This window comes from Acinetobacter sp. YH16051 (assembly GCF_013417135.1).
Taxonomy (GTDB): Bacteria; Pseudomonadota; Gammaproteobacteria; order Pseudomonadales; family Moraxellaceae; genus Acinetobacter; species Acinetobacter towneri.
This window is the reverse complement of the sequence record NZ_VPEN01000004.1, coordinates 75,705-94,592: the sequence shown is the minus strand read 5'-3', so window position 1 is coordinate 94,592 and position 18,888 is coordinate 75,705. Positions and strand designations below refer to the sequence as shown.

Genomic DNA, 18,888 nt, shown 5'->3' with positions numbered 1-18,888 from the left:
ATGGAGCTAGTACAGTTTTACAGTTTGCTTCATAAATATAGCGATTTGAGTTAATCAAACAAAGTATAATTTTTTTGAGATGTAGTATGACTTTAAATTTACAACAATTATTTAAACAAAACCGTGAACAATTTAATGAGGATTTTCGTTTAAGAATACATCGCTCATTAAGTTGGTTGCAGCGTGCTGAACAAGCAAAACAGGATGAGGATATAGATTCCCAATTCATCTTTTTATGGATTAGTTTTAACGCGGCCTATGCTAAAGACTTAGGTGCTGGAATACGAAGTGTGGATAAAGGATTATTTGTACAGTTTATATATCGTATTTGCTACTTAGACAAAGAACAAAAAATTTATAGTGCTGTATGGGATACATTTTCTGGCAGTATTCGAGTATTGCTTAATAATCAATTTACTTTTCAGCCTTTTTGGGACTATCACAACGATTTGATTAGTGAAGCAGAGTGGAAGGAAGGTTTTGAACGTAACAAGAAAAAAGCATTACAGGCTTTAAGCCAAAAGGATACGACAGAAATATTAGCAGCAACTTTTAATCATCTTTATACCTTGCGTAATCAAATTATTCATGGCGGTGCAACTTTTAATAGTACTGTTAACCGAAGCCAATTAAAGGATGCATGTAATATTTTATCTACACTTATTCCAGAAATGCTATTGGTGATGTTGAATAACCACGATGATAAAACATGGGGTAAGCCTTTTTATCCAGTAGTTAACCTTGATTAAGTATCTAGGTTTACCCATAAGCACATGAATTTTTATAGCTTATGGGTTTAATTCTTATTCTAAATTTTCTGTATAATTAAATGAATTATTAACTATACAAAAAAGGAAAAAATAATGCCAAGGATTCTAAACCATATAGATGCCATTGCTAGAGAAAAAAATCGAGACGTATTATTTGTTGTTTTTATAGATGATGTATTTGATTTTAGTGAAAAATATCAGAACCTCCCTGAACGTAACGAGTTGATCCATTGGTTAACTGAAAATAATATTGAATTTCAACCTTGCTTTGGTGTTGCAGTCGATGGTTTATTAATACAACCGTATGTAGGACATTTATATCTGGATGTAGTTTTTGATGAAAATGATCCTGTTTACAAAAAGCTAGTTAATCATTTAGAAAACCAAGATGGAAGTATGAAAAATGCTAATGTGAAGTTTATGTATTTACCATTAGAAATGGCTCTAAAAAACTCACACCATGATGATCCAAACTATTATTCGGATATGTATGAATGCAAATTACTGGATTAATCAGCCACTCATTCCTATATACGGCCTACCAGTCATTCTTATTCCTAGTAGGCCACTTTAATAAAAAAATCTAGTTATTGCCTTTGTCAGCGTAAATTTTTTCTCTGTATGATTTTCCTTTAATCTCTAATTCGTAGGACCTATGTAAAATTCGATCCATTACAGCATCAGCAATAGTTGGATCATGAAATTGCTCAAACCATAATTTTTCGGAACTTGACTTGTAATCAACCAATGTATTGCTCGAAAATTAGCAGCATTGGGTTGATGTGATTATTTTGGATTTGTTATTAGAAATTAATTGAAAGCAGTATTTTTTAAACTTTAGGTGGAATGAGAAGGTGATTTTTTCAAGTATATTCACTGGTCTTTTTATGACGGTGGGTTTCACGGCGTTAATTTATAACTACGTGTTGATGGGTGGCAATTCTGGTTTGTTCTTTTTGGTTTGGGGTGGTGGTTTCTCTCTAGCAGGATTGTATTTCCATTACCACGGAACAATTGGGCAAATTGGGTGGCAGAGACAGCGCTTTGTTCGTAACACCCAAACACTTGAATGGTATAAGACTGAATACCCTCAATGTGTTGTGACTACAAATATCGTGAAATGCTGTTTTTGTGAAAGTACATCAATTCGCAGATATGCCTTAAAAAACAATACTTACAAAATTCGCAACTCTTGTGCTAAATGCGGTGAAGTTTTGTTTTATACGGATGAGGATTAATAATGACTATTCATGCGTATTATGGTGATGTTAGCCACCTGAAAAATGAACAAAAAATGTTTGAAGACTTATTAACCCAATTGAAGCTTCATTGGGGTAATAGTGAAGATTGGATTTATTTGTTCTATAACACAATGTGGTCAGGTCAGGAAATTGATGTTATTGCTTTCACCAAGGAAGCAATCATTGTTATTGACCTAAAAAACTATTCCGGCAATCTGGTTGGGTCGGAAAATGGGGAATGGCAGATTAATGGTGAGCTTGAGGTTCAGGGTGGCTCTCAGATTAATCCATTTGTTCAGATTCGGAAGAACAGATTTGCTGTTTTAGAGTGGTTCAAAAGTGCTGAATTGTTTACCGACCAAAACTTAGGTTTTATTAGTGGTTGCATCATCCTGAATGAGTTATCTAGTACGCAAATGGATTTGTCTCATTCGGTAAGAAAGTGGTTTTATGTTACCGATATTGCCAATTCAGTGGATACTTTGTCTAGACTCCATACCAAGGGGATTAGTCTTGCTAGTGATGATATTTTATACCTAGTAAACAAGTTAAAACTTAAAGAATATTCTTGGGATCAGGGTGTTGCTCCTAGAGAGCGCAATCTTATTCAGTCAGATGATCGTGATACTCCAAGTGATAATAGTCGTGATCAAAGTTCCGCTCCGATCAAATACACATTACATGATCAAATGGAAAAGAATTTCAAAGGTGTTTTAGCACCGTACCTGTTTTTCTATGGAACGGTCATCATCTGTTTAGCTATTGCTTTTCATATTGCTAATGGTATGAAAGGTGAAGGGGTTGGGTACTTATTTAGTTTGATCTTTGGTCGCTAAAAATATCATCTGATGTAAAAAAGCCCTCGATTGTGTGGGCTTTTTTTGGATTAATTTTCGACTAGCTGAAAAGGAAAGTCTTTACTGCTTGTATAGATTTTGGCGATGTGTCTACAGGCTTCTCCTAGTGGTCTACTAGGAACAGGAATAAGTGGTATTTGGGGAATGAGAATGAGTGGTAGATTTATATAAGAATATGCATGTATGAATAATTAGACTTCTTGCGTTAGTCAAAATTTAAACAGCCCAAAGCTACATTTTATAAGGTTTTAGCCAATTCAAAAATTAGGTAAAACGATACTTTCGCAAGGTCTATTAACAATATAGAATCATTGAGATTTTTGCATGTATAAAATATTGGAGAATCATTGGGTTAAATTTTTTAATGAGATCTCGGATACTTTGAAAAATATGCAAATTTTGATGCAGGTTGATAGTGATTCATGTGTCATTTCAGTGCCTCCGATCTTTGATTTGGTTGTTAAGAATGCTCAAGAGAGCTCGCTATGGGAACTGCATTTGAGTGGAGAGCATTCAAAACAACGAGCAGGGGAAATTGAGAATTTTTTATGTGAACTTTTAGAAGAAAAAACACATATTAGCCAATTAGAAAAAATATTCTTTAATTTTATTGTGCAATCTGTGGTGTGCAATTATCCCTTAATGAATGAAATTTATACAAAGAAACTGAGTGAATTATCGTATAAGTTTTTGTTTGTAGAATCACGTATCCCTTTACGTGAGCATGAAATCATTATTCAAGTCGAAGAAAACAAAAAGCATGAGTGCTTAACTTACATTCAAGAAAATATAAGATTCATTAAGACGAGATTACATCAATCTGCTGTGCAAAAGGATTTACTCCGTTGGTATTTTTTAAGATATGAAAAATTTAGTCCAACGCAATATTTTACATTTTATGAAAATTTTTCGCCTTTTATTCAGGATTTACTTCGTTGGGAGTTGGAGAACAAGAATCGTTTACTGTGGTTTTTATATTGGCAGGATTTAACAGGTATCGATCAGTCTGATTACTTTAGTTATGAAAAATTGAAAAAAATAGAGCTTAATGGGACTCTACTATTTCCTAAAAATGCTTTAATAAAAAAACTATTTAGTCTTCCATCGTGTAAATTTAGGAAGATATTGGATCTAATTTTTATTCAAGATTACCCAAACACATTTTGTAGTGTTCTCGCACTAAACTTGGCTTTGGATGTTGATGAATTTTATTTTGATGATATTTATTCAGCTATCTTAAACATTCCTGATCTAGAGTATTATAATTTTAATATTGCATTCATCAATCAATATATTAAGTCTTTAAAGCTTCTGCTGGAATTTCAGCAGAAGATGAATGCAGATTGGAATACTTATATTGAACTGACTGATTTTATATTTGGTCATAAAATTGAAAATTGCCAATATACGACTGCGCTTAATTTAGAAGAATTTCATCCAAATATAACTTTAAAAAGCGCATTAAGAAAAAGCCAAGATTGGCATAGCCAAAGCTTATGGATAGAAATGAAGGATGACTATTTTAGCTATGAGCCGAAGCAAATTGAATTCAATGACGTGCATTTTGAATTGATTTGCAATCCCGAAAAGCTAAGGAATGAGGCAAACGAAATGCAACACTGTATTTTAACGTATCATGAAAAAATCAAAAAAAGACAATATTTTTGTTTTCGAGTATGGTCAGAGAATTTTAGAGGTACTCTGGGTTTAACTTATGATGATCAAACAAACAGCTATGAATTTAACCAATTAACAACCTTCAAAAATGCTAGTGCACCAGATCGTTATCTTTATAGTGCACAAGCACTTGCGCAGTATTTAACAATTACGAAAACTATTTTTGAGTAGTCTGGCAGTATGGTTTTGTTGTTATTTAGCCGATGTGGAAAGAGTAAGTTCTAATTATGGGTTAAACGCAAAGTATGTATTTCTTCAATAATCATGTCAGTTAATTCTACACAGTGAGATAAGCAATTTTTCATGCGCTCTTCAGAAATTTCCCATTTCCTGTTTTTAATAAATCAAACTTTACCCAACTAGGGCCATAAAAAACGATGTAGTACTGTATTTGAATGATCGAGATAAAGTGTAGGTTGTTGTGTAGGTTTTAATAAAACTTATTAAAAAAACATTATAAATCAATGTTAAGGTATTTCTGCATCATTGGAGTGTGTGAAGATAGATCAGCCATGATTTCTGTCATGTTCATGCAGTTGAAGTCCTTTAATTTGAAGCGTAATTTAAGTGTAAGTATGTGACTAGCTTATTTTACGCCATCTTAGTCAAATTAGTGAACCTGCATGTCATTGTTGCTCGCTCTCTAACGAGTCGAACATCGAGCGGTTTAAGCTTTTAAATGGATAATATTCAATTGATCTGGTGTGTTAGTGAGCACACAGCCATAAAAAATATCGCCCATAAAATCTAAACCGACAGTTTCAAAAATGATATCGCATAGCTCAAAGAGCTTAGCTGTTGAAAATGTATGATTTGCGAAGTTAAAAGTGAAAATTATTGTGTCATTTGGCTGAATTTTACTGAGTTTTTCGTGTAATTCATCGTTATAAAAAGCATCGAAATTTGATTGTTTTCTATGGATTCATTTAGAAAGTAGTGCATGTTGTAACATTATGCTTTGCATGGTCTTATTTCTAGCTAAAGCCGTACTTTGGAAAAACTTCATCACAATCAAAGTAAAAAAAGCCATCATCTTTTCAGATCATGGCAAGCTATTATTCAAACTCAAGCTATGTAGAATTTAAAAATTCAAACTATATGACACGCCCAAAATATTTTGGCTCATGCTTAAATTGGCTTCGCCACCACCAAAATCAGCGGGGATAGAGTTGTTACCTTGCACTGTTTCTTTGAGTGCGTGTGTATAAGCCACACTTACATTTTGTTGATCATCGAGTCGCCAAGTTGCACCAACACTTAAATGCTCTTGTACCACACCTGGTGCCAAAATATTTAGGAAGGTTTGATCATTTTTAACAGGCTGATCGTTATAGCTATAACCCGCACGTAAAGTCAGTTTTTCTGAGGCTTGATAAGTCGCTGAAATTTTATAGACATTGATGTCATCCCATCCAAAACCAGGACCTTGTGTTGTGCCAAATTTATTGTTTGCGAATAATTGATCCAGTTTATTGCCAACAGAATCTACATCTGAATAATTAATGCGTAAGTAATCTGTCGCGACTGATAAAGCAGGGGTAAGTTGATAATTTAAACCTACACCATAGCTTTCAGGTACGTCAAAATCACCTTGTTTGGCAAATAAACCTTCATATTTCTTAAAGCGGCTGGCATTAATTTTAGATGAATAGCTTGCACCAAGGGTCAGTTTATCATTTGGTTTTGCCGACCAGCCAATACGTGCACCTACGCCGTATGAATCGTCATTGCCACGATCGCTAATTGCCGCACCGTTTGACGAAGCACCACCAAAGACATCACCAGCAAAACCTTGTGCACTAAAACGTTGATATAAAATATTTGCAGCCAAGGCTATAGATTGATTTTCTGCATATTTCCAAGATAAAGCAGGTGAAATAAAGGCTTGGGTTAATGAAATACCTGCGCTTCCTGTATTATCATAAACTGCATAAGGATTATTTTTATAATTGGTATTCATGCCACCATTGCCATAAACCGCAATACCCGCAGTGACTTGTTCATTCACTGGGTGAACATAACCTACATCTGGAATTACAAAGTATTTACGGCTATTGCCATCATACTGACCATTTGCTCCATAACCATTTCCTGTAATTTCAGACTCACGATCTGGAGAGAAAATAGTTAAACCAGCATCAACACGCTTACCTAACCAGCTCAAACCCGCGGGTTGCTTGCAATAGTCAAACTGTCCTGAAAATTAGCAATGGCTGTGCCTGCATTTCCTTGAGATTTTACACTATATGCATGCATGAAATATCCTGTTGTTGCAAAAGCAGATGTTGAAAACAAAGGTGCGATAACAGCAATTGAGATAAAAGAAGATAGATATTTCATGAGAATATAGATCGAGTAAAAACAATATATGCGTCAGTATATTGAAAAGTTGTATTCTTGTATTTGAATATAAATTCATATCTTTATTCTATTTTTGAATATAGAGCTATGAAACAGCAAGGGTATTCATTCTATATGTATATCAAAATGATGCTTCAACTCTTTTGACCAAAGAAGCTCCCTTGGGAGCTTCTTTATTGATTTACATTGCTTTAATTCATAATTATAAAGTGCTTTATGCCAAGTTTTCTAACACAAATTGTGGCGATTTAATAAATAATCGAATCAATGCTTGAGCAGAACTCGACGGTTGACGGACACCACGTTCCCAACTTTCTAAAGTTCGGGCAGAGATACACAATTTTGCCGCAAGTTCAGTTTGTGAAATATTCATTTTTTGCCGAACTTTAATGATCTGTTGTGCTAAATCCAAACAAGCCGTTTGCTCTACAGTATGATTCACATGATTATGACTGTGTTGAAGCAGATGCATAGTTATCTCCTCCTTAGGGTCGAATAAACAAGTCAATGAGTTATTAAAATAAGTATTGTCCTACAGCTGCATAAATTTGATACTGCAAAATTTACACTTTAGAGTGAAGCAAAGATGGCAACACTGTAAGAAATGATAAGAAAATTCAAGAGTCAAAACGAGGCGGAGCACGACCTTGTGGTAGAATAAAAAGCGGCTCAGTTTGAAATAGTGTTGGTGTAAACGATGTTTTAAAAGACAAAATCCGAATTTGCGTTCGGACTAAAATTGGTCTGAGTTTGTTTTCAAATAATGGTAGTGCAAAACTATAAACTAGACAGTATTCACATTCATGATCTGTATGCGCCGCATCTTCAGGTGATGCATGTTCGTGTGAACTTTCAAGTTCCAATGCAACATGAGTCGCAGTTTCATGGTGTGTAGATGAATACGAAGAATGGGGTGCGGTGCGTTCTAAAAATAATGCTTGGGCAATAGTTTCACAGACAGAGGAAAAATGTTGTTTCTCTGGCAATAAAGGCTGTAGGAACACAGCGACTTGTAACAAGATTGCAAATAATCCTAGCAATCTGCCCAACATCATAAACACTGTATCAATCTTTTATTCAATTTATTCATGTAATACTATAACAAAAATGCCAATGATAAATATTGAAGTATTACACGAAGTTTTAATTAATATTTAACCTTAATATTGAGCGTTATTTAAGCATTCAACAGACCCTAGTATCATCTTGTAAAAGAAACTGTCGGAAAACCTGCTTCCAGCCAAGCTTGCATACCACCTTGCATTGAATAGACTTTCTCGAAACCCATTCTTTGTAAGGCTTGAGTGGCAAGTGCAGAACGCGCACCAGTACCACAAAGTAAGTAAATATCTCGTTCAGCCAGATTGGTAAGAGCACGTTCAACATCGCAATAGTGGTTTACTACAGGGTGTTGTGCAATTTTCATTTCTAACATGCCGCGTGGAAAATTCACTGCACGGTCTATTGCACAAGCCTGATGTTCTTCAGGTTCTCGTACATCAATCAAAATAATATCGGGATGTTGCAAATATTTTTCATGCAATTCTTGCACGCTAATTTCTGTAATTTCACTTTTGGCTTCAGTGATTAGTTGATCTGGTGTTTTCATTCATCCACACTCATTTATTTTGAGTTTATATAATATAATATTATATATTTAATAAGATTTTATTATTGTTAGGAAATGTGTCTGATCGAATATCGTTGTGATTTTCTATAAAAACATTTTAAATCAGGTGTTTAAATCCTAATAAAATTTAAGTCATCAATTGATCAAAAAGTCATATCTTATTCAACTATAAGGTATATACTAGATCTAACACTTTTGTTCGATTGTTCAGGGGACGTCAAATGCCTGCAAGATTTTTTGGAATTTTTCTGGGTTTAATTGCAGCGGTATTAATCATTGGTGGATTATTCATCAATATGATCAGTGGTGAAGCTACCGTCGTGGAATACTGGATTTTATTGTTGCTTCCATGTTTTGGTATTCCAATTTTGTCTGCAGTGTGCCTAAAAGAAATAGACTAAGCACAAAAGTATAAGTTTTCTTTACATTAAAATTGATAGATGATTCATCGCATTTAATTTTAATGATCCAAAAGCCCATGCGATCATGGGTTTTTGTGTTTACAGCAAAACAGTTGGTTTTGAGTTTTATTTGAATATTTGCAAAGCAGCGTTGCAGAATTGGGCTGTTCAGCAGCCTAGTCATAGTTAAATGCTATTAAAATCTAAAGACAATATTTAAGTTTAATAACATGTAAGCATTCCATTATCAGGTATTGCCAATCAATGTTCATTTTGGCGTAGGTCATCTGCAAAAAATTCAAGAGATTTTACGATCTTATACCTATAGGCGTATTTTAACTATTGCCACTGCAGGGCAAAAAGCCGCAGGCGAGCGTTTATTGGCACTAATCCAAGACATGGCTGTAGCGGTCTATCCTCATGCGGTGATGCATGTGCCAAAAGAAGTTGCCGATCAAGCCATTCAAGATGTGCAGCGTTTAAAGGTCGATTGCTGTTTGGCACTCGGCGGTGCTCTGCGATTGGTTTAGCCAAAGCAATTGCTTTAGAAACCCATTTACCGATTATTGCAATTCCGACCACTTATGCAGGTAGTGAAATGACTGCGGTGTATGGCATCACCGAAAACCAGCTGAAAACCACAGGCAAAGCAGCTCAAGTTTTGCCTAAAGTAGTGATTTATGATCCTGAATTGACACTCAACTTACCCACTGAAATTTCGGTATGTTCGGGTATGAATGCGATGGCACATGCAGTTGCGGCATTATATGCACAGGATAAAAATCCCATTGTAAGTTTAATGGCGCTAGAGGCGATTACTCAACTGGCACAGGCTTTACCTGAAATTGTGCAAGCGCCTCATAATATGCAGGCACGTGAACATGCTTTATATGGCGCATGGTTGGCAGGTGTGTGTTTGGGTTCGGTGGGTATGGCAATTCATCATAAAATTTGCCATAGCTTGGGCGGACGCTATCAGTTACCACATGCGCAAACCCACGCCATTGTGTTGGCGTATTCAGTGCATTACAACCGACATGCAGATATTGCTGCAATGAATCAACTGGCAGCGGCTTTAAATGTGTCAGATCGGGAACAGTTAGGCTTGGCGATTTATCAGCTTAACCAAAAATTGAATATTCCAATGGCACTTAAAGATTTAGGATTACCCGAAACAGCACCTGCCCAAGTGGCACGTATTATCTGTGATAGTCCATATTATAATCCACGTGAATATGACTATGCCGAATTAGAGGCTTTATTGACCAAAGCCTATTGGGGACAAGCACCGCTATAATGCTGCTAAAAAATAGCATGATAGATAAAAAACCGAAGCCACTTAGACTTCGGTTTTTTATTTGCCGTGACGGATTACGGTTTATACAAGCCTAAATCTTGCAAATGTAATCTAAGAATACGTCGCAGTTCCAATACAGCTTCTGGCGTTTCCTGAATGGAATGTCCGCCTTTAATAATTTTTTCTGAAACAGCGCCATCTAAGTGGGCACTGTTGTAATGCACCACATCGTCATTCATTAACAGATGCTCAGTGCTGTCGGTATTATTGCCAATAATACTGTGATATTTAAATCCTTTGACAGGCAAAATATCTTCAGTTAATTCCGTAAATTTGGAATTTTTACTTAAATCACTCGGTCCATTTTGAATGACGCCATGCCCAATTTCTTTGGTTAGATTTTTTAAATCGACTTCATGTTGCTGCAAGGTATCCGCAAACGCGCTTAAAAATGCAGTCGGTAAGCGAATGACTTTACGTGCTGCAAGGGTGAACCAGCGGTCTGCAAACTCTGTACCTTTATGCGGTGCAGCCAAGAATATTGCACGGTTAAAATTGGTGATGGGTTTAAGGCGCAAACGTGCTTGCAACAAAGGATCAGATTTAAAGCGTTCCAGACGTCGGTTTTTAAGCATTTGCATGGCAGGTTGAGTTAAATCAGTATCGCTGACCAACAAACGTGCCAAAATACCACCCATGCTGTGTCCAATTACTACAGCATCTTTTTTGGCTGCAGCAGAAGGACTGACCTGTTTAAAGCCTTGTTGAAGCAAGGCATAAATTTGGAAACGGCTTTCTAAAATTGGCATATTGGTCGAGTAAAACACTTGCCAGACTTGAAAGTTTTCCCGCAATACAGGATCGCCCATTATATCGTTGGTTAAGCGAATCCACGCTTCGGGGCTACTGGCCAAACCATGAATGAGTACAATGACTTTTTTATTCGGATTATAAGGCTCAAGTAAGTACAAATGCGGCATACTGAGTCGTTCTTCACGATCAATTAAGGATAAATAAGCCGATTTACCTAAATTATTTTGCGCTAACCACAAGCCATAAGGTGCAGAAAAGTTAGCTGCAAGCGGGTAGTTCTTTTGTGCAATTTGGGCAGATTCATATTTATACGGATCATAAGCCTTGAGCTTAAAATGCGGCCGATTCAAAATATCTTCAATGGAATTGGCGCTATGTGGTTCTGCAGTGATTGTCGCGGCTAAATAGCGAGCTTGGTGAATATTTGGATTTTTTCCTGCAGGATAATCATATTTTAGCGGATCAATAATATATTTGCTTTTGCTCAGATCATCGTTTGGATTTTCAGGTAGTACCACTAGAAATTCAGACCCAAAACCATCACGGCGCGTGACCGAGCGCAAACCCGAAAAGTTCAGGTTATAGGTTGACATCAACTGCTGAATTTTCTGCTGTTTCAACTGTGGGTAGTAATCAAAATCAATGTCATAAATGCTGTTGCCAACACGAATTTGTTGTTGCAATTCATCGTGTTTATAGCGCAGCGCATAGCTGCTGACCAATTTGGCAATCGCCTGATTATAAAAATCCCGAATTTGGACTTGTCTGTTATCAAAAAGACGGTCTTGCGGCGCACGTTTGGTTTTAAACATGTAGGCGTAACTATAACGAATACTTTGATCGAGCATGTGCAATTGCTGATCTAAACATTGTTCATAATTGGCCTGATGAATTTTTTGTTGTTCTTCCGATCTTTTACTGTTCAGAATACTGATTTTACAGGACGATGAATTTTCCAGTTCAATCGCTTTCGCTAAATATAATTCACTGGCGGTTGAGAGCAGTTGTTCATCCTGAATTTGTGGGATTTGCTTGAGTGCACTCACACATTCTTCAGGTTTTTCGGCACAAATATTGGCTTCACGTCCTGTCATCGACAAGACATTTAAACTGGCTTCACTCAGTTTTTTGCGCGATAAAATACTATCACGTTCATTGGCAATACTAACTTTTAACGCCTGATTTTTAACACTGACCACCTGACAACCAGACAGCAATGTTGTACTGAGCAATGCAGCAATCACAATTTTATTCATGGAAAGTCTGGCTTAATTTTTAAGATTTTTTTCCATCATACGTTTTTTTAAAGCTTTTTCAATTGCGTAGAAAGCAAAATAGACCGTCGAAACGGTCTATTTTTAGGTATTTTTGTATCGATTTTTTATTAAGTGCGTGGTGCGATCACTTGCCACACATTCCAGCGACCTTGCTTTTCAATTTCAGCAATCAAACGGTCAGCCACTTCGGCTTCTTGCGGGTATTTGATTTTATAGTTTTTCAAAGTTTGTACTGCATTTTTCTTTTGTTCCATGGCAATATAATTGTTTGCCGCAGACAAATAAGCTTCCTGCACACCTGCTTTCATGGCTTTGTCTAAATAAGGAATGGCTTCACGATGACCGCCACCTTCAGACAGACCGAAACCAAACCAGAAATTCGCTTCGGCATCTTCCTGATTAATTTTTAAGATACGCTGCGCATAGTTAAGTGAGCGTGTGGTGTAAACAGAGCCTAAGTCTAGATTACGTGCCATAACACTGGCTTTAAATGCACGCATCAAAATATCAAAAGAGGCATTTTCATTGGCTGCCAAAGTGTCTAATTGTTGAGTCAATTCTTTGAGCTTTGCCTCGAAACCACGACGTTCCTGACGTTCGCTAAAACGTGGTGGATAGTGACGTGCTTTGCCTTCGACCAATTGTAAGAAGTCATCAATTTCGGTGATGTCAATTTCGTTTTCACCTGCCAAAACTGCAAACTTCAAGCTACGGGCATTGTTATTGACCGTAGGTACAATCAATTTGTTTTGATCTAAGGTAATGCTTTTGCTTGGATCATTTGGGTTAGTAACCACCATTTTAGTCACAGGCTGTGCTGCTGCTTTTTGTAGGTTAATTTCAAATGGTGGTGGGGCATCATAATTAAATGGATTTAAGGCATAGAATGGTGCACTTAATTCAGGTTCGGTAAATACGATAGGTGGTTTTACTTCTTGTTTTGGTGGTGCAACACAGGCGCTAACGAGCGTTGCGGCTAGAATACTGAGTGCCAAAGGCTTAAGAGTCATGGTGTTCTTCCGTTCAATTTATTTTAAAAGTGAGAGGTGATTGTGTCGGATTAAAATATTGCATGTCGGTCAGTCTAAGAAATCTGTTCCGAACATGCAATACAATTGAGGGGGCTTAGTTACACAGTGATACGAAGTTTTTTTAAGTATGTAGGATTGATCAAATAAACAGCCCTATTTACTTTGTGCTTCACACTCACGTCTAACATCTTCAATTATTTTTAATTCTTCTGCACTATAAGGTTGTTCATTTTGCTGTGGGTTTTTAAAGCTTGGGTCAAGTAAAGAGAGACGCTGACATAATAAATTCATACGTTTTTCATTTTGTTCCAAGCGATCTAGTAATACTCGCATGCCGTCCAATACTGGGTCAGATTGGTCCTGCGTTGCTGCATAAGGTTGGAAACCAATACTGGCAGCATAATCACGACGACGTGCTTCCTGATCATCGGCAGGTTTATTTTTCATAATAAAGCGCGCAGGGTTACCCACAGCAGTTGCGCCTTCAGGTACTTCTTTGGTCACAACCGCATTAGAGCCAACTTTGGCATTTTTATGTACGGTGAATGGGCCTAGAATTTTCGCGCCTGCACCGACTACTACGCCATCTTCCAAAGTTGGATGACGTTTGCCTTTATTCCACGTTGTGCCGCCTAAAGTCACGCCATGATATAAGGTGACATCATCACCAATTTCAGCAGTTTCACCAATCACCACGCCCATGCCATGGTCAATAAAAAAGCGACGACCAATTTTTGCACCGGGATGAATTTCAATTCCTGTAGCAAAACGGCTAAATGACGAGAGTAGACGTGCCGACCCCTTGCAGTCTTTGTTCCATAATTCATGCGCCACACGATGCATAATTAAAGCGTGAATTCCTGGATAAGTGGTTAAGACTTCAAGTGTATTTCGAGCAGCAGGATCGCGCGCGAAGACAGCTTGAATGTCTTCTTTGAGCTGTTTAAGCATTAGTTTGATCCTCGTCCTGTGTTGATGTAGATTTTTTCCATGAACCGTTATTCATTGCTTGTACGCGGCTAAAAATACCGCGAAGTAAATGGTATTCCATACGATCTAATTGTATACGTCCGAAAAGCCGACGCAAGCGCAAAGGCAATAATCGTGGATTTTTTGGATCCATAAATTCAATTTCTGCCAGCATTTTTTCTAAATGTGGATAGAACTGTTGCATTTGTTCATGGTTGACCAAAGGTTCATCCCATTGCATCGCTTCAGAATCTGTCACTTGCATCGTCGCTGCAGGATCGGCAATTTTTCCGACAATATCGATGGCAGCCATACGCATTTCATAGCAAATCACTTGAATGGCTTGAGCAACATTGAGCACACCATATTCTTCATTGACAGGAATCGTCACGTGATAATTCGCCAAAGCCAGCTCTTCATTGGTTAAACCACGATCTTCACGTCCAAAAATAATGGCAACATTTTGCCCATGCTGTGCCACAGCATTTAACGACTTTTCTGCCGCAGGGCGTGCATCTAAGAGTGGCCAAGGAATAGTACGACTACGTGCACTGGTGCCAAAGACCAAATGGCAGTCGGCAATTGCATCTTCGAGCTGTTCAACCACTTCAATCTGTTCAATTAAATCGGTTGCACCTGCCGCCAAAGTATCAATATCTGGATGCGGATAGGTTTTTGGATCAACCAAAACCAATTTACATAGCCCCATGGTTTTCATGGCGCGTAAGGCGCTACCGATGTTGGCAGGCAGGGTGGTATTCACCATGACAATACGCACGTGGGAGAGGTGTGCGGCAACAGCTGCATTGTCGGTTTGACTCATAACAAATCCAGATGGGTTAAATTTTTAATTAAGAATATTGATCAACTTCGGTATGGTATAAATCCATAGCATCATCCATGCTCATATCAGCAGGTGGTGGAGCAATCGATGCAGGTTTCGCCACATCGACAGCTTTCGCGGCTTTGGATTTCACTTGATATTCGATATGCAGGCTTTCTTTACCAAAATAGTCACGCAATTTGACCAGGGCTTCATCTAAGGGTGCGATTTTCCACTGAATGCCCAAATGTAATTCTGCAGTGGCATAAGCATAGTCAAGGTGCAATAAAACAGGAATATGCGTGCATAAATCCACATTACAATAAGGCAGCAACATATTTTGTAAGTCTTGACTCAAGGTCTTGCTTAAATGTTCTGCATGCAAGTGAATTTGAATACTATTGGCGCGTTTTTGACGAATTTCATTCAAGCTAAACGCTTTGGTTAAGCGTCCCATTGGGCGGTCAAAACCTTCACGTTCGTAAATTTCGCCTTCAATCACCACCACTTTTTCAGTTTGTACAATATCTTTAAAGCGTTGGAAGCGCTCATGGTTGGCAGATACTTCAATACGTGCCGTACCATCATCTAAAGTGACCACCATCCGATTTGGGAAGTTGGCGACATCCACCACCAAGCCTGCAAAGACGGTGGTCACGCCACGACGGGTTGGCGTCAGTTCATTAATTTTACTTGGAATAAAGGCTTTTAATTCATTGCGATAGACATCAATCGGGTGACCAGTGAGGTAAAGTCCAAGTGTGTCTTTTTCACCTTTAAGTCGGACTTCATCTGACCATGGTTTTACAGGTTTGGCAGGCTTACGTTGTACTTCTTCAACTTCACCAAATAAATCCATGATGCCTGTTTCACGGTTGGAACGTGCTTGTTCCGCCGCTTGTACCGCTTCTGGCAATTGTGCCATTAAACTTGAGCGTTCGATGCCTAAACAGTCTAATGCACCCGCACGAATTAAGGCTTCAAGGGTTCGTTTGTTGATTTTTTTCAAATCAATACGATGACAGAAGTCAAATAAATCGCGGTATGGGCCTTCTTTTTGGCGAGAATCAATCACCGATTGCATGGCTTGTTCGCCCACGCCTTTAATTGCGCCAAGTCCGTAGACAATGGTGCGTTCATCGCTGGCGTGGAAATGATACAAAGACATATTTACCGAAGGTGGTAAAACTTCCAGACCATTGTGGCGACAGTCATCAATCAGGAACACCACGTTATCGGTGTTTTGCATTTCCGACGACATTACCGCAGCCAAGAATTCGGCAGGGTAATGTGCTTTCAGCCATGCCGTCTGATAGGCAACGAGGGCATAAGCAGCCGCGTGGGATTTGTTAAAACCGTAGCCTGCGAACTTTTCCATATAGTCGAAAATATGGTTGGCTGTGGCGGCATCAATGTCTTTTTTCGCAGCACCTTCAATAAAGATTTGGCGCTGTTTCACCATTTCTTCAGGTTTTTTCTTACCCATAGCACGACGTAGTAAGTCCGCACCACCGAGGGTATAGCCTGCACAATACTGTGCCGCCTGCATTACCTGTTCCTGATAAACCATAATGCCGTAGGTTGGTTCAAGCACACCTTCTAGCAAAGGATGCAGATACTCAAACTCGCCACCGTGCATACGGTGAATAAAGTCTGGAATGAGATCCATCGGGCCAGGACGATACAAGGACACGAAGGCAATAATTTCCTCAAATTTGCTTGGGCGTGCTTCTTTCAGCATCTTTTTCATGCCCACGGATTCAAACTGGAATACCGCTGTGGTGTTGGCATTGGCAAAGACTAAATAGGCATCTTTATCGTCCAATGGAATATGGGCAATATCTAGCGGTGTATCGGCTTGGATGCGTTTATTGATATTTTGTACTGCATCTTCAATAACCGTCAGGTTACGTAAACCCAAGAAGTCAAATTTGACCAAACCTGCCGATTCAACATCGTCTTTATCGTATTGTGCAACACGGGCGGTTCCATCAGCATCGCACATAACCGCAGAAAAGTCGGTGATTTTGGTTGGTGCAATGACCACACCACCTGCGTGTTTGCCTGTGTTGCGGGTAATGCCTTCAAGTTTTAAAGCCATTTCCCAAATTTCTGAAGCATCGTCATAGTCTGGGTTAGATGGATTGGTCACCACATCTTTCAGCTGTGGTTCGGCTTCAATTGATTCTTCCAAACTAAGCCCTAAAGGTTTAGTTGGAATCAGTTTAGAAATACGGTCTGCCAAACCATAAGACTTGCCCAAAACCCGTGCGACATCTCGAATCGCACCTTTGGCGGCCATAGTACCGAAAGTGGCAATTTGTGATACCGCATCACGTCCATAGGTGCGTGCCACATAATCAATGACTTTATCGCGTCCTGCAATACAGAAATCGACGTCAAAGTCGGGCATGGATACACGTTCTGGGTTTAAGAAACGTTCAAAGAGTAGTTCATAACGCAATGGGTCTAAGTCGGTAATTTTTAAGCTATAAGCGACCAATGAGCCTGCGCCTGAACCACGACCCGGCCCAACAGGTACGCCATTATTTTTAGACCATTGAATAAAGTCCATGACGATGAGGAAGTAACCTGGGAAGCCCATCGAGTTAATAATATTAATTTCGTATTCAATTCGTTCATCATAAGGTTTGCGAATTTCTGCCCAGTCTTCATCGCGCTGTGTGACAGGATAGAGCACATTTAGACGTTCTTCTAAACCTTGTTTGGATAGGTGCGCGAAGTAGGTATCAATGGTGTGTCCGTCTGGAATTGGATAATCTGGAAGGAAATATTTACCCAATTGCAGCGTGACGTTACAGCGTTTGGCAATGTGATAGCTGTTTTCAATAGCACTTGGAATGTCGGAAAATAATTCCGTCATTTCTGCAGTAGTTTTAAAATATTGCTCAGGACTATACGTTTTAGGACGACGGTTATCCCCTAAAACATAACCATCGGCAATACAAACTCGCGCTTCGTGCGCTTCATAATCTTCACGGCGGACAAAGTGCACATCATTATGTGCCACCACGCCAATATTATATTTTTTAGCTAATTTAACCGCTTCGGCAATAAAAGCATCTTCATCGGGACGATCTGTACGGGTCAGCGCCAAATAGACCCGATTACCAAATTTTTCTATCCATTCTTCTAGCAACGGTTCGGCTTTTTGTGGATTGGACGTGATCAGCATTTTGCCGACATCACTTTGAATGCCGAGTAACAGAATCAGATCATCGGCTTGTTCTAAAATCCATGCTTTATTGACGCAAGGGATATTGAGTTGCTGACCTTCAATATAGCCACGCGACACCAGTTCGGTCAGATTGCGCCAGCCGTGATTGTTCATCGACAATAGCGTCACACGATGATCGGCATCATTTAAACGCAGCACTGAACCTAAAATCGGTTTGATGCCTTGTCCCAAACATTTGCCATAAAACTTTACGGCAGCGTGTAGGTTAGAGAGATCGGTCAATGCCAAAGCAGGCATTTCTTCATTGACTGCAGCTTTAATCAAGTCAGGTATGCGTACAATCGACTCGGTAATCGAAAATTCTGTATGTATACCTAAATGAACAAAGCGCATGAATCAGTCCCTTAAAAAATCACGGGTTATTTTAGCATGCTCTGCTCAAGACAAAACATGCTGCAAAGTTTTTCCTACGGTTTTCGATGACCTAGACCGTATATCAAATTTTCAGTTTTTGGGATGTTGATATGGTGTGAATCAAGCAT

At 38.6% G+C, this 18,888-nt stretch carries 17 protein-coding genes and 1 pseudogene; 8 read left to right on the top strand and 10 right to left on the bottom strand.

The annotated features are described in order from the left end of the window. Positions 1–86: 86 nt before the first annotated feature. Both FTV41_RS05130 and FTV41_RS05125 read left to right on the top strand, forming a co-directional pair. Entirely contained in the window at positions 87–749 is a 663-nt protein-coding gene (locus tag FTV41_RS05130; protein ID WP_179996222.1) for a HEPN domain-containing protein, read from the top strand. A 114-nt stretch (positions 750–863) separates the two neighbouring features. Next, a complete protein-coding gene (locus tag FTV41_RS05125) occupies positions 864–1,283 on the top strand; it encodes a hypothetical protein (RefSeq protein WP_179996221.1) in 420 nt (139 codons plus the stop codon). A gap of 70 nt (positions 1,284–1,353) precedes the next feature. On the opposite strand, the gene FTV41_RS15335 is transcribed toward FTV41_RS05125, so the two are convergent. Next, a complete protein-coding gene (locus FTV41_RS15335) occupies positions 1,354–1,443 on the bottom strand; it encodes a hypothetical protein (RefSeq protein WP_373682950.1) in 90 nt (29 codons plus the stop codon). A 214-nt stretch (positions 1,444–1,657) separates the two neighbouring features. Between FTV41_RS15335 and FTV41_RS05120 the strand changes: the two genes are divergently transcribed. From FTV41_RS05120 to FTV41_RS05110, 3 genes are all read left to right on the top strand, one after another. Next, positions 1,658–2,008 (top strand): hypothetical protein, encoded by a 351-nt coding sequence (locus FTV41_RS05120; RefSeq protein WP_216078121.1) that lies wholly within the window; start codon positions 1,658–1,660, stop codon positions 2,006–2,008. Positions 2,009–2,010: 2 nt separating this feature from the next. Then, positions 2,011–2,847: a nuclease-related domain-containing protein gene (locus tag FTV41_RS05115; protein WP_179996220.1), complete on the top strand. Its 837-nt coding sequence runs from the start codon at positions 2,011–2,013 to the stop codon at positions 2,845–2,847. Between the two features lie 345 nt (positions 2,848–3,192). Then, complete coding sequence (locus tag FTV41_RS05110) at positions 3,193–4,716, top strand: PcfJ domain-containing protein (protein WP_179996219.1); 1,524 nt, start codon at positions 3,193–3,195, stop codon at positions 4,714–4,716. 910 nt (positions 4,717–5,626) lie between these two features. Here FTV41_RS05110 and FTV41_RS05105 read toward each other — a convergent pair. From FTV41_RS05105 to FTV41_RS05090, 4 genes and pseudogenes are all read right to left on the bottom strand, one after another. Further along, a pseudogene (locus FTV41_RS05105) lies at positions 5,627–6,885 on the bottom strand (OmpP1/FadL family transporter). 235 nt (positions 6,886–7,120) lie between these two features. Continuing rightward, positions 7,121–7,378: a DNA-binding transcriptional regulator gene (locus FTV41_RS05100; RefSeq protein ID WP_004973099.1), complete on the bottom strand. Its 258-nt coding sequence runs from the start codon at positions 7,376–7,378 to the stop codon at positions 7,121–7,123. A gap of 145 nt (positions 7,379–7,523) precedes the next feature. Beyond that, positions 7,524–7,958, bottom strand: coding sequence for a DUF2946 family protein (locus FTV41_RS05095; protein ID WP_179996265.1), 435 nt, complete (start codon positions 7,956–7,958; stop codon positions 7,524–7,526). 149 nt (positions 7,959–8,107) lie between these two features. Beyond that, on the bottom strand, positions 8,108–8,515 hold the full coding sequence (locus FTV41_RS05090) for a rhodanese-like domain-containing protein (RefSeq protein ID WP_096900921.1): 408 nt from the start codon (positions 8,513–8,515) through the stop codon (positions 8,108–8,110). Between the two features lie 242 nt (positions 8,516–8,757). Between FTV41_RS05090 and FTV41_RS05085 the strand changes: the two genes are divergently transcribed. The 3 genes from FTV41_RS05085 (at position 8,758) to FTV41_RS05080 (ending at position 10,234) form a co-directional block, all read left to right on the top strand. Further along, on the top strand, positions 8,758–8,937 hold the full coding sequence (locus FTV41_RS05085; RefSeq protein WP_004973110.1) for a hypothetical protein: 180 nt from the start codon (positions 8,758–8,760) through the stop codon (positions 8,935–8,937). A gap of 254 nt (positions 8,938–9,191) precedes the next feature. After that, positions 9,192–9,467: an iron-containing alcohol dehydrogenase gene (locus FTV41_RS15195; RefSeq protein ID WP_253103581.1), complete on the top strand. Its 276-nt coding sequence runs from the start codon at positions 9,192–9,194 to the stop codon at positions 9,465–9,467. Further along, positions 9,428–10,234 carry a maleylacetate reductase gene (locus tag FTV41_RS05080; RefSeq protein WP_253103578.1) on the top strand — a complete coding sequence of 269 codons (807 nt, stop codon included), beginning with the start codon at positions 9,428–9,430 and terminating at the stop codon, positions 10,232–10,234. The genes FTV41_RS15195 and FTV41_RS05080 overlap by 40 nt, the downstream gene beginning before the upstream one ends. A 74-nt stretch (positions 10,235–10,308) precedes the next feature. Here the strand turns inward: FTV41_RS05080 and FTV41_RS05075 are convergent, their stop codons facing one another. From FTV41_RS05075 to dnaE, 5 genes are all read right to left on the bottom strand, one after another. Then, positions 10,309–12,303: a triacylglycerol lipase gene (locus FTV41_RS05075; protein WP_179996218.1), complete on the bottom strand. Its 1,995-nt coding sequence runs from the start codon at positions 12,301–12,303 to the stop codon at positions 10,309–10,311. Positions 12,304–12,431: 128 nt separating this feature from the next. Continuing rightward, positions 12,432–13,334 (bottom strand): ABUW_2363 family tetratricopeptide repeat lipoprotein, encoded by a 903-nt coding sequence (locus FTV41_RS05070; protein ID WP_154320674.1) that lies wholly within the window; start codon positions 13,332–13,334, stop codon positions 12,432–12,434. A gap of 174 nt (positions 13,335–13,508) precedes the next feature. Next, positions 13,509–14,306 (bottom strand): serine O-acetyltransferase, encoded by a 798-nt coding sequence (gene cysE / locus FTV41_RS05065; RefSeq protein WP_004973118.1) that lies wholly within the window; start codon positions 14,304–14,306, stop codon positions 13,509–13,511. After that, the gene (locus FTV41_RS05060) at positions 14,299–15,147 is read right to left on the bottom strand and encodes an RNA methyltransferase (RefSeq protein ID WP_179988652.1); all 849 of its coding nucleotides are present in this window, start codon (positions 15,145–15,147) and stop codon (positions 14,299–14,301) included. Before FTV41_RS05060 ends, cysE begins: the two co-directional genes overlap by 8 nt. Positions 15,148–15,175: 28 nt before the next feature. Next, positions 15,176–18,739, bottom strand: coding sequence for a DNA polymerase III subunit alpha (gene dnaE / locus FTV41_RS05055; RefSeq protein WP_179988651.1), 3,564 nt, complete (start codon positions 18,737–18,739; stop codon positions 15,176–15,178). Positions 18,740–18,888 lie beyond the last annotated feature (149 nt).

Bases quoted from the DNA above. Each gene is read 5' to 3' on its own strand.
- FTV41_RS05125 (WP_179996221.1), top strand. From the start codon at position 864: ATGCCAAGGATTCTAAACCATATAGATGCCATTGCTAGAGAAAAAAAT.
- dnaE (WP_179988651.1), bottom strand. From the start codon at position 18,739: ATGCGCTTTGTTCATTTAGGTATACATACAGAATTTTCGATTACCGAG.
- FTV41_RS05060 (WP_179988652.1), bottom strand. From the start codon at position 15,147: ATGAGTCAAACCGACAATGCAGCTGTTGCCGCACACCTCTCCCACGTG.
- FTV41_RS05095 (WP_179996265.1), bottom strand. From the start codon at position 7,958: ATGTTGGGCAGATTGCTAGGATTATTTGCAATCTTGTTACAAGTCGCT.
- FTV41_RS05130 (WP_179996222.1), top strand. From the start codon at position 87: ATGACTTTAAATTTACAACAATTATTTAAACAAAACCGTGAACAATTT.
- FTV41_RS05085 (WP_004973110.1), top strand. From the start codon at position 8,758: ATGCCTGCAAGATTTTTTGGAATTTTTCTGGGTTTAATTGCAGCGGTA.
- FTV41_RS05100 (WP_004973099.1), bottom strand. From the start codon at position 7,378: ATGCATCTGCTTCAACACAGTCATAATCATGTGAATCATACTGTAGAG.
- FTV41_RS15335 (WP_373682950.1), bottom strand. From the start codon at position 1,443: ATGGATCGAATTTTACATAGGTCCTACGAATTAGAGATTAAAGGAAAA.
- FTV41_RS05075 (WP_179996218.1), bottom strand. From the start codon at position 12,303: ATGAATAAAATTGTGATTGCTGCATTGCTCAGTACAACATTGCTGTCT.
- FTV41_RS05070 (WP_154320674.1), bottom strand. From the start codon at position 13,334: ATGACTCTTAAGCCTTTGGCACTCAGTATTCTAGCCGCAACGCTCGTT.
- FTV41_RS05115 (WP_179996220.1), top strand. From the start codon at position 2,011: ATGACTATTCATGCGTATTATGGTGATGTTAGCCACCTGAAAAATGAA.
- FTV41_RS05110 (WP_179996219.1), top strand. From the start codon at position 3,193: ATGTATAAAATATTGGAGAATCATTGGGTTAAATTTTTTAATGAGATC.
- cysE (WP_004973118.1), bottom strand. From the start codon at position 14,306: ATGCTTAAACAGCTCAAAGAAGACATTCAAGCTGTCTTCGCGCGCGAT.
- FTV41_RS05120 (WP_216078121.1), top strand. From the start codon at position 1,658: ATGACGGTGGGTTTCACGGCGTTAATTTATAACTACGTGTTGATGGGT.
- FTV41_RS05090 (WP_096900921.1), bottom strand. From the start codon at position 8,515: ATGAAAACACCAGATCAACTAATCACTGAAGCCAAAAGTGAAATTACA.